Raw genomic sequence first — 10933 nt, 5'->3', positions numbered from 1 at the left:
GTCGAAGCGGGTGGCGCTGGACCGGGACGCGGCGCGCACGGGGACGTCCCGGATGCGCAGCCTGGGGACGACGCGGCGCCCGGTCTTGCCTGTCGCGCCGAGAACAAGGGTGTTGTTGTCAGTAGTCATGACACCGATTGAACCCGCAACAATCGGACGAATCCATGGGTGAAAGCCCGAATGGCCTGTTCATTCGTCTAGCCTCGATGACATGGACGTGTTCGGTGACCTGTTCCGGGGGGTGCGGGCCCACGGCTCGCTTTTTGGCAGTTCCACCCTGACCGCGCCGTGGGCGCTGCGCTTCGTGGACGGCGCCCCGCTGACTCTGTGCACCGTCATCGGCGGCTCGGGTTGGATCGTGCCCGAGCATGGCTCGCCAGAGCCGTTGCGGGCCTACGAAACGGTTGTCGTGCGGGGGCCTGCAACGTTCACGTTCGTCGACCGACTCGACACGACGGCGGAACCGATTGCGTGCGGGGAGTTCTGCGCGACACCCGAGCACGGCGGCACCCGGCACCGGCTCGGCTGGAGCGACACCGACCCCGGCATGGCCGACGCGACGACGTTGATCGTCGGCGCCTACCCGGTGCGCGGCGAGATCAGTCGTCAGTTGCTCGACGTTCTGCCCGTCGTGCTGCGGGTGGAGGCCGGCGGCACGGGTGACGCCGTGCTCGACCACCTCGCCGCCGAGGTCGCCGCCGACATCCCGGGGCAGCAGGTGGTGTTGGACCGGTTGTTGGACTGGATGCTGGTATGCACGCTGCGTGAGTGGTTCGACAGGCCCGGCGGACAACCGCCCGCCTGGTGGGCGGCCCAGCGGGACCCGGTCGCCGGCCACGCGTTGCGCCTGATGCACGCCGAGCCTGCGGCGCCATGGACGGTCGCCACGCTGGCCGATCGCATCGGCGTGTCGAGATCGACGCTGGCGAAGCGGTTCACCGAGTTGGTCGGTGAGCCGCCGCTGACATATCTGACCCGCTGGCGCATGACGCTGGCGGCGGATCTGCTGATCGAAAAGCAAGAGGCGACCGTGGCTGCGGTCGCCCGCACCGTGGGTTACTCCGAACCGTTCGGATTCAGCGCGGCCTTCAAACGAGTTCGGGGTGTCAACCCCAGCGAGTTCCGGAGCACCGCCACCGCGTCGAGCGCCTGACCCGGGGCTCGACCAGGGCGTGTTTTGACTGTGCCCCGGCGGCACAGTCTCCAATGGGCGGGTGAAGATGCGGCATTCAGTGCGATCCGGCGGCGCGTTCGTTGCACTCCTGGTCCTGATGACGGGCTGTGCGACGGCACCGCAAGAAGCGCCACCGCCGCACGACGCGTCGACGTCCGGACTCGACCGGTTCTACGGTCAAGAGCTCTCCTGGGGAGCGTGCGAGGACTATGCGATCACGACGATCGAGCAGGTGGTCTTCGCAGGCGCTGAAACGGCCGAGTGTGGCCGCCTCGAGGTGCCGCTGGACTACCAGGATCCCGAAGGCAGGACCGCGAAGCTGGCCGTCATGCGGGTTCCCGCGCGAGGCGAGGCGATCGGTTCTCTCGTCATGAACCCGGGAGGTCCGGGTGGCTCGGGGTTGTTCGGCGCCGCCGCCACGGCCGCGTCGCTGCCGGAAAGCCGAGTGACCGAACGCTTCGACATCGTCGGCTTCGATCCCCGCGGGGTGGGTGCCTCAGAGCCGGCGATCGACTGCTACACCGATGCCGAAGCCGAGCGTGGTGACGTGTGGCTGTCCACCCAGGGCAGCACTGTCGAATGGTCGCAGGAGGATACGAAGCAGATCTTCGACCGGTGTGCCGAGGGCTCCGGCGGGGCCGAGGTGCTCGCCGGCGTGGGCACCCGGGACGCTGCCCGCGACATCGACGTGCTGCGCGCGGTGCTCGGTGACGAGCAACTCACATTCCTGGGGCAGAGCTACGGAACACGACTGGGTGCGGTGTACGCCGAGCAGTTCCCGCAGAACGTCCGAGCCATGCTCCTCGACGGCGGCATCGACCCGCACCAGGCGACGTTCGAGCGCCGCGTCGGCGCCTACGCCGGATTCCAAAGAGCTTTCGACCAGATGGCCGAGTTCTGTGTCACGCAGGACGACTGCCCGCTCGGCGACGATCCAGAGCGGGCTGTCGAGGTGTTCCAGCAGATCATGCGGCCGCTCCGCGGCGCGCCGATCCCGGCGTTGGATACCGAGCTCGACTTCGATGAAGGGATCGGCGGCGTGGTCTCGGGCCTCTACGCCGAGGAGGCGTGGCCGCGCATCATCACCGGTATCAACCAGGTCCGGCAGGGCAGAGGCGACGAGCTGCTGCAGATCGGCTACGACTTCGCCCTCAGCGGTCCCGAAATCGGCTGGACCAACCTGCCCGAAGCGAATTACGCCATCAACTGCATGGACGAGGATCGACTGACCGAAGAGCAGGGCAACGCGCTGCGCCGGGCGATTCTCGACGCCGCACCGTTCATGGATCCCGGCGTCGCCTTGACGGGAGCGCGCGACGGGTGTGAGCACTGGTCCGCCGAGCCGACGCTCGGCTTCCCGTACGCCACCGACATCGACGGGCTTGCGCCCACACTTGTGGTGTCGATCACGGGAGACCCCACGACTCCGCACGCCGGCGGTGTCAATCTCGCGAGAACGCTTGGCAGTGCGCTGCTCACCGTCGAGGGGGAGGGGCACACCGTGGTGGCCGGGGGCACCAATGAGTGCGTCGACGACATCGCCGCCGACTACTTGATCGACCTCACGCTGCCACCGGCGGGTGCCACATGTCCTCTGTGATCGATCAGTGTTGACGGTCCAACGAGGCCGTGGTCGTGGCCGCGGCCGTGACGGGACGCACGACGGCGGCCGTGGCACCCGTCATCGCAAACAGGATGAACGTGGCAGTGGCTCCGTGTGCGTCGATCAGCGCACCCGCGGTGGGCGCGCCCAGGGCCTGACCGAGCGCAATCATGAAGAACGACAACCCGACTCCGAGCGATGGCGAGTCCGGGTAGACCCGTGTACTCCACACCAGGAGCAGCCCCGTCAGCCCGATGTAGGCCGCCCCGAAGATGCTGACGGAGAGCATGATCGCGACGATGCTCCACGGGGCGATCGCGAGAACGACGGTGGCGCAGGACATCGCGAGGGTGGTGCCCACCCACGCATGCCTGAGGCCGATCCGTTGGGCCAGGTCGCCGCCGAACGCACCGGCGATACCTGCCGCCCCCAGCACCATCCACGCGATCGATGCGACAGCGATGCTGGCGGACCCGCCGGTGCTGATCTGATCGCGGCCGAAACTCCATACCGTGATGCTGCCGAGGCCGGTGAGCAACGCCGCCACCACCAGACCGAAACTCCCGGTGCGCCAACGTTGCACCTGCACCGGATCGACGGTGGAGTCGGACGCGTCACCGACGCTGAATGCCACCCATATCGTCGTGACCGCGGCGATCACCGCATACACGCCCCAGGCCAGTCGCCACTGGTCGAACAGGGCGAAGGCGATCGGCCCCGAGACGAGAACACCGACGCCGGTGCCGGCGTTCACGATGGTCTGAGCACGGTCACCTGCCGCACCACGGATCCGATGGGCTACGGCCGCGGCCAGCGGTGGCGACGCGATGCCGGTGCTGGAACCGGCTACCAGGACCCCGACCGCCAGCAGCCACGCAGAGGGTGCCAGCGCGACCATGGTCATGCCCGATGTGGCGACAACTCCCGCGCCGATCGCCACCAACCGTGGTCCGAGACGTCTGGTCAACGTTGCGCTGGCCATGATCGCGACGCAGTAGCCGACATAGCTTCCGGCCGCGATGATGCCCACAAGCGTGGAACTGAGGCCGAACTCTTCGGTGAGCACCGGCGTGAACAGCCCGTACGCGAAGCGTGCGAACCCATAGCAGCACGCGATCAGGGCGGCACCCGACGCAACCAGCGAGTAGAACGATCGTTGCACTCGACCTATACTGTCAGCATGCCACCGATTCGGCAACCCGCTCGCGAACGCCTGCTGCGTGCGGCCGACGAGTTGTTCTATGCCAACGGGATTGCGGGTACGGGCGTCGACGCCGTCGTCGCGAGGGCCGGTGTGGCCACCGGATCGCTCTACAAGAACTTCAGCGGTAAGGACGACCTCGTCGCCGCGTACCTCACCGACCGCGACCAGCGGTTCCGCGCGCTGTGGGAATCCCAGATCGATACGGCGACCAGCCCGGTCGACCGACTGCTGGCGATCTTCGGCGCCACCGACGAGTGGGCGCGTCATTCGAATGTGCGGCGAGGATGCGCCCACGTCGCCGCGGCAGCACAATTGCCACACGGCCACGCCGGTATCAGTGCCGCTGCCGAACACAAGCGTTTTGTGATCACCCGGCTCACGTCACTGGCCGAGGCAGCCGGACTTCGCGACCCACGTCGCGTGGCAGGCGACATCGCGATGATCTACGACGGGATGCTCAGCGCATTGGCGATCGGCGTCGATGCGGCACCGGTCGAGCGAGGTCTGCGCCTGGCCGAGCTTGTCATCGAGCGGGAACGTCGTCCGCGAATCTGACGGAAAACAAGAACACAGAGGGGTTTTCAGTTGCGACTCATCACCAGGGCGGTCACGGCACTGCTGTCGGTCGTCGTGCTGTGCACGATGTCCATCGCGGTACCTGCCGCAGCACGGCCCGATGTTGTCGCCGCGGCGGTGGACGAAGCGTTCGGGCCACTGCTGGCCGAATACGGGATACCCGGGATGGCGGTCGCGGTGACGGTCGAGGGCCATCAGCACCACTTCACCTACGGAGTCGCGTCGAGACAGAGTGCAGCGCCGGTGACAACCGAGACGATCTTCGAGATCGGTTCGGCTGTCCAAGGCTTTCACTGCGACTGCAGCCACCTACGCGCAGGCACTCGGCCGGCTCTCACTCAACGAGCACCCCGGCACGTACCTTCCGGAGTTGGCGGATAGCGCGATCGACGAAGCGACCCTGCTGAATCTCGGAACCTACACCGCCGGCGGGTTGCCGCTGCAGTTCCCGACCGACGTCACCGACGACGCCCAGATGCGGACCTACTTCCAACAGTGGACACCTGATGCCGCCCCCGGCGAACAACGTCGGTACTCCAACCCCAGCATCGGACTGCTCGGCCGTGTCTCGGCGATCGCCATGGACAGCAGTTTCACCGACCTGCTCCAAGGCCAGGTCTTCCCGAAACTCGGGCTGAGTCGCAGTTACATCGAGGTGCCGCAGTCCCAGATCGACAGCTACGCCAGGGGTTACGACACCGACGACGTACCGACCCGGGTGAGCTCCGGCGTTCTCGACGCCGAGGCCTACGGCGTGAAGTCCACGGCGGCGGACATGCTCCGTTTTGTCGAAGCGAACATCGCCCCCGGTGGCCTCGATGCGCCGATGCGCGAAGCAGTCGAGGGAACGCACACGGGGTACTTCAAGGTCGCCGACATGGTCCAGGGGCTTGGCTGGGAACGGTACCCGTACCCGGTGAGCTTGGATCAGTTGCTGGCCGGAAACTCAACCGACATGGCAATGCAGTCGAACCCAGTGACGGCTCTGACCGGGCAACCCGCCTCGGGTCCGACGCTGTTCAACAAAACAGGCTCCACCAACGGTTTCGGCGCGTACGCCGCATTCGTCCCGGACCAGCGGATCGGCATCGTCATGCTCGCGAACAAGAACTTCCCCAACTCCGCCCGGATAACCGCCGCCCACACTGTCCTGCAACAGCTTTCAACTGGTGCGTAGCACACCCGAGGCTCCACGCCGCCGGAGGCGATGGCCGTGGATCGTCTCCGGCATCGTCGGCGTCCTCGTGATCCTCGCGGGCACCGCGACGGCAGCGTTCCAGTACGGCCTTCCCTGGTGGATGGGGGAGGGTGACCACAATCGCGTCTACGCCGGCGACGCCGGATCGGTGCGCTATCAGGTCCACCTTCCGCCGCAATACGACGGCGCGACCCCGTTGCCGGTGATCATGGCGATCCACGGTTGCGGAATGACCGGCTACGGCTGGAATTCCATGAAATCCACCACCCAGTTCAACAGTCTGGCCGACCGTGAGGGCTTCATTGTCGTCTATCCGACACAACGGATGTTCCGCAGCGCGGTCAACTGCTGGAATTCGGCCGACCCACGGGAGCAGCATCGCCACACCGGTGACCCCGCGTTGCTCGCAGGCGTGGCCGGGCAGGTGATCGAGGAGTTCAATGCCGATGCGGCTCAGGTGCACGTTGCGGGGGCATCCTCGGGCGCCGGAACCGCGGTGATCCTCGCGGCCACCTATCCGGATGTGTTCGCGACGGCGACGTCGGTCGCCGGGGGCGAGTACGGGTTGAACCAGGTGGATCCGGACGACCCCGACGCCACGGCGCCGGAGTACACCGCACGCCAGGCGTGGTCGCAGATGGGCGAGCGCGCCCGGCAGGTGCCGCTGCTGGTTTTCCAGGGAGAGCGCGATGACGTCGTACCGCCCCTGGTCGGAGCGCGTCTGGTCGAACACTGGACTGCGGTGGGCGATCTTGTCGACGACGGCCTTCTCAATGACAGCCTGACGCTGGTCGAGGAAACCGACACGGTGCCGTCTGCTCCGGGCCGACATGCCTACACCCATACGACTGTCACTGCGCCGGAGGGCAACTCGATTGTCGAGTCGTACCTCGTGCGGGAGATGGGCCATGCATGGCCGGGACCCGACGCCGACGGCTTGTACACCGATCGTGCCGGTCCCGATGCCAGCGCCATCGTGTGGGATTTCGCCAAGCGCCACCCGATGGCGTAGGCACGGGCCGTCAGGACAACGATGCCAGCGCCGTCTGCGGGTTGTACCCGGCGAACTGGTCCAGATTGCCGTCGCGCAGCTTGTTGACCCATCCCGGGTCGGCGAGCAGTGCGCGTCCGATAGCCGCGATATCGAACTCGCCGGACTCGAACTGCTCGACCAGGCGGTCCGTCGGAGCGGAGCGAATCAGCTGTCCCGGCTTCTCGCTGCGGAACTGGGTCTCGAGCCCCACGGAGCCGACTGCGATCACCGGTACACCGGCAACCTTCCTGGTCCACCCGGCGAGGCTCAATTCGGAGTCGAACTCCGGGAACGCCGGTAGGTAGTGCCGGCGCGTCGACGGATGAAGCATGTCGACTCCCGCGTCGACCAACGGCGTGAGCAGTTCCTGCAGCTGTGTCGGGTCATCGGCAAGGGTTGCCGCATAGTCCGTGGCCTTCCACTGCGAGAAGCGGAAGATGATCGGGTAGTCCGGGCCGACAGCATCGCGCACCGCGGTGACCACCTCGGCTGGGAAGCGGGTCCGCGCGCTCAGCGATCCGCCGTAGTGGTCACTGCGAAGATTGGTGCGCTCCCAGAGGAATTCGTCCAGAAGGTAACCATGCGCGCCGTGCAACTCGACGGCGTCGAAGCCGACTTCGCGCGCCGTGGCAGCGCTGCGTGCGAATTGATCTGCGACCCGTCCGAGTTCGGCGAGACCGAGTGCCCGTCCCCGCGATTCCCCTTGTCCGTCAACTCCTGAAGGACTGACCGGCACGACGCCATCCGCAGTTTCGCGTAGTGCGCCCTGGTGCCACAGTTGCGCGGCGATGGCGCCGCCCTCGCTGTGAACGGCGCCGACGACGCGCGTCCAACCGGCGAGCACGTCGTCGCCGGCGAGTGTGGGGATGGTGTAGGGGTAAGCCGCGGCGGGATCGGGCAGGCGCACGCCCTCGGTGATGATGAGTCCGACTCCGCCTGCGGCGCGTCGGCGGTAGTACTCCGCAACATCGTCGCCGGGCACTCCGTCGGGTGAGGCCTGCCGGGTCATCGGCGCCATCGCGAATCGGTTCGGCGCGGTCAGCGAGCGGACGGTGAGAGGTTGAAACAGGTCGTCGATTGCCACGACTCGGTTCAACACCGGAGTCGGTCCGGTGATTCCGGCCGGCTCGGTGGGACGCAAGAGCAGGGGTGAGGTCCTGTCAACCGCCGATGAAGTGCCAGGTGCCAAACGCGATGGAGACGGAGACGGCGGCGGCTGCGATGCCCACCCCGGCGGCGATGAGGGCGAATTCCCGCAGCCCGAAGGACGAGGGCCGCGCCCAGGTGCGGGTCGGATAGGCGCCGAAGCCCCGTGCCTCCATCGCGGTCGCGAGCTTGGATCCGCGCCGTAGTGCAAAGACCAGCAGTGCGAAGGCTTGTCCGAGAAAACGTCGCAGTCGGGCGTGGTCGGCGACCCCGCGGGCCCGGCGCGCGTAACCCAGGTACTGCCAGTCCTGCTGTAACAGGCCGACAAGTCGCATTCCGGCCAGGGCTCCGACCACAAATCGGGCGGGCAGTTTGAGTGTCTGTCCCAGCCCGTCGGCGAGTTCGGTCGGATCGACGTCGACGAACAGCAACACCGACGGCAGCGCGATTGCCAGAACCCGCAGGAACATCGCGAGTGCGAGCTCGATGGATCCGTCGCTGACGTTGATCAACAGGAAGTGCCAATGGACAGTGCCGCGCACCTCGCCATACAGCAGATTGGTCAGGGCGGTCAGCGCTGCCGCAACGGTGATCAGTGCCCCGCGAAACAGGAACGCACGCAACCGAACTCCGAGCGCGATGAACAGCGGGATCTCCAACAGCAGCGCGGTGAGAGCGGAGACCCAATCGACGCTGAGCACCAGCGCCAGAGCGATGACGGCCGCGGTCGCCAGTTTGGCCACCGGGTTGATACCGGGTCGAGCAGCATGGGGCGGGGCGGCGACGGCCGATGTCATCGAAGTTCGATCCGATCGTCGGCCAGCAGTTCGACGAAATCGGCATCGTGGGTGACCGCGACCACGGCGGTTCCCTCGTCGGCGATCTCGGCCAGCAGGTGCAGCAGTTCGGACCAGGTACGTCGATCCTGCCCGAAGGTCGGTTCGTCGAGGACGATCAGGCCCGGACGGGTCATCAGGACGGTCGCGACGGACAGCCGCCGCTTCTCGCCGCCGGAGAGCGTGTAGGGGCTCCTGTCTGCCAGGTGAGCCAGGCGCAGCCTGTCGAGCAGAGCGTCTCCGAGAGAACTGATCTCGGCCTTCTCGCGTTTGAGCGCCTTCGGCCCGAGAGAGATCTCCTCGCGAACCGTGCCGGCCAGGAATTGATGCTCCGGATCCTGGAAGACGCTCGCGATGCGGGTGAGGAGTTCCTTGGACCGCCATCGAACGGGCTGACGGTTCTTCGGAGACGGAGCGAAGTCCGACCGTGCCTCGAGGGTGCCGCCGCGGGGTGGCAGGAGACCTCCCAACGTGAGTGCCAACGTGGATTTTCCGGCACCATTGGGTCCGGTCACCGCGGTGACTCGCCCCGGGGCGATCGCGAAGTCGAGCCCACCTCGCACCTGCGGCCCCGAGCGGTAACCCACCGACAGGCCGGTTGCCGTCAACAACGGTTCTGACGCGGGCGCTGAGGCGCGCACGATACGCGGGACGGGGGCGTCGGGCACCCAGATCCCGGACCGCACGAGATGGTCACGCTCCCGTCGAATCGTGTCCTCCGGCGCGCCGTCGGCGATGATGTCGCCATCGGGGCCGAGAACGATGACGCGGTCGATGACGGGAAGCCAGACCTTAGTGCGGTGTTCGACGACGACGACGGTGGTACCGGCGAGGTCAGCGGCGGCGGCCACGGCATTGCGGACCTCGATGACGCCGGCCGGGTCGAGGTTGGCGGTCGGCTCGTCGAGGAGTAGCAGACCGGGATTCATCGCGAGTACACCCGCCAGGGCCAGGCGTTGCTTCTGCCCGCCGGAAAGATGGGAGGTGTCTTGCGGCAGTGGAAGCTCCAGGCCCACCGAGTGCAGCGCCTGTGTAACGCGCGGCCAGATGTCGTCACGTGACACGCCGAAGTTCTCCATTCCGAACGCGACGTCGTCACCGACTCGGGACAGGATCACCTGGGAGTCAGGGTCTTGCAACACCATCCCGATCCGCGCTCGTTGCTCGGCTGGACGCACCCCGTCGACGAGCAGACGCCCGGCCTCATGGCCTTCTTCGGAACCTCCGAGCAGCCCGGCCAGGCCGTGCAGCAGGGTCGACTTGCCCGACCCCGACGCCCCCAGCAGCAACACGCGCTGACCGGGGTCGATGCGGAGGTCGAGATCGCTTACCGCCCAACGGTTCTGCCCGGCGTGCTGCCAACCCCACTGGTGAGCCGTCACCGCAACGCCACCGGCGGGGAGAACCGATCCTGGAATCATCGTGCGGCAGGACTCGTTACCCTGCCGGAGTCGAATCGACTGAGAGCGCCGGTCTTCGCCAGCCCGCGGACCACGAACCACGACAGCACACCGGCGATGAGCGCACCGGAGACCACTGCCGACACCGTGAAGATGACGGCGAAAGCCGTTGTCGATCCGGGGTAGTAGATGATGAGCTCGTTGATGGCCAGCGCCAGTCCGGCTACCGCGCCCGACAGGACGGCCACCGGCAGGTTCCAGCGTCGGTAGAGGAACACCGCGAACACGAGTTCGGCGCCCAGGCCCTGAACCAGTCCCGATTCGATGGTCATGACACCCCACTGGTTGCCCACCAGCGCCGACACCGTAGCCGCCACCAGTTCGCCGTACAGAGCGGCGCCGGGCTTGCGGATGACCAGTGCGGTCAGCACGCCGGCGAACAGCCATCCGCCGCCGACAAGTCCTTGCAGGCCGGGGAGCAGCGCTATCAGTGGGGCGGAGAGGGGATTGGATGCGATGTTCCAGAAGACGAAGACGAGGCCGGCGGCTACCGCCAGCACGCTGGCGACCACGATGTCGACGACGCGCCAGCGGTTTGGGGGCCTGTGATCGTTGTGCTGCACGCCAGATTTCACGTTCATCTCCCTACGCCGGCATTATCCGGTCAGGTTCGACGGTCGACAGCCGGTCAGCTGTCCTCTCAGCGCACTCGGTGTGCGCTCCCGTGTGGTTCTCCGGCTCCCAAGCTAGCGCAGCCAGGTTG

At 66.9% G+C, this 10933-nt stretch carries 9 protein-coding genes, 1 pseudogene and 1 riboswitch; of the genes and pseudogenes, 5 read left to right on the top strand and 5 right to left on the bottom strand.

The window, feature by feature from the left end; translation table 11 throughout:
- Positions 1–211: 211 nt before the first annotated feature.
- Together WA965_RS14575 and WA965_RS14570 are read left to right on the top strand one after the other, a co-directional pair.
- A complete protein-coding gene (locus WA965_RS14575) occupies positions 212–1153 on the top strand; it encodes a helix-turn-helix transcriptional regulator (protein ID WP_526294499.1) in 942 nt (313 codons plus the stop codon).
- A gap of 67 nt (positions 1154–1220) precedes the next feature.
- Positions 1221–2774, top strand: coding sequence for an alpha/beta fold hydrolase (locus tag WA965_RS14570; RefSeq protein WP_526294651.1), 1554 nt, complete (start codon positions 1221–1223; stop codon positions 2772–2774).
- Positions 2775–2778: 4 nt separating this feature from the next.
- Here the strand turns inward: WA965_RS14570 and WA965_RS14565 are convergent, their stop codons facing one another.
- The gene (locus WA965_RS14565) at positions 2779–3939 is read right to left on the bottom strand and encodes an MFS transporter (protein ID WP_526294498.1); all 1161 of its coding nucleotides are present in this window, start codon (positions 3937–3939) and stop codon (positions 2779–2781) included.
- 18 nt (positions 3940–3957) lie between these two features.
- Here WA965_RS14565 and WA965_RS14560 point away from each other — a divergent pair, with 18 nt between their 5' ends.
- The 3 genes and pseudogenes from WA965_RS14560 to WA965_RS14550 all read left to right on the top strand — a co-directional run bounded on the left by WA965_RS14560 (position 3958) and on the right by WA965_RS14550 (position 6767).
- Positions 3958–4536, top strand: a complete 579-nt coding sequence (locus WA965_RS14560) for a TetR/AcrR family transcriptional regulator (RefSeq protein WP_526294497.1) — start codon at positions 3958–3960, stop codon at positions 4534–4536.
- A gap of 87 nt (positions 4537–4623) precedes the next feature.
- Positions 4624–5734 (top strand): annotated as a pseudogene (gene ampC / locus WA965_RS14555) (class C beta-lactamase).
- Positions 5727–6767, top strand: coding sequence for an extracellular catalytic domain type 1 short-chain-length polyhydroxyalkanoate depolymerase (locus WA965_RS14550; protein WP_526294496.1), 1041 nt, complete (start codon positions 5727–5729; stop codon positions 6765–6767). Before ampC ends, WA965_RS14550 begins: the two are co-directional and overlap by 8 nt.
- Before the next feature lie 10 nt (positions 6768–6777).
- On the opposite strand, the gene WA965_RS14545 is transcribed toward WA965_RS14550, so the two are convergent.
- The 4 genes from WA965_RS14545 to WA965_RS14530 all read right to left on the bottom strand — a co-directional run bounded on the left by WA965_RS14545 (position 6778) and on the right by WA965_RS14530 (position 10811).
- Positions 6778–7872 (bottom strand): NADH:flavin oxidoreductase, encoded by a 1095-nt coding sequence (locus WA965_RS14545; protein ID WP_526294495.1) that lies wholly within the window; start codon positions 7870–7872, stop codon positions 6778–6780.
- Positions 7873–7948: 76 nt separating this feature from the next.
- A complete protein-coding gene (locus tag WA965_RS14540; protein WP_526294494.1) occupies positions 7949–8731 on the bottom strand; it encodes an energy-coupling factor transporter transmembrane component T family protein in 783 nt (260 codons plus the stop codon).
- Positions 8728–10191 carry an ABC transporter ATP-binding protein gene (locus WA965_RS14535; protein ID WP_526294493.1) on the bottom strand — a complete coding sequence of 488 codons (1464 nt, stop codon included), beginning with the start codon at positions 10189–10191 and terminating at the stop codon, positions 8728–8730. Before WA965_RS14535 ends, WA965_RS14540 begins: the two co-directional genes overlap by 4 nt.
- Positions 10188–10811, bottom strand: a complete 624-nt coding sequence (locus WA965_RS14530; protein ID WP_526447678.1) for an ECF transporter S component — start codon at positions 10809–10811, stop codon at positions 10188–10190. The genes WA965_RS14535 and WA965_RS14530 overlap by 4 nt, the downstream gene beginning before the upstream one ends.
- A riboswitch (TPP riboswitch) is annotated at positions 10796–10906 on the bottom strand. (Overlaps the previous gene by 16 nt.)
- Positions 10907–10933 lie beyond the last annotated feature (27 nt).

It is taken from the genome of Mycobacterium sp., from assembly GCF_049683935.1.
Lineage (GTDB): Bacteria > Actinomycetota > Actinomycetes > Mycobacteriales > Mycobacteriaceae > Mycobacterium.
Note: the sequence above shows the minus strand (reverse complement) of the source record. Positions and strands in the feature narration are given on the sequence as shown.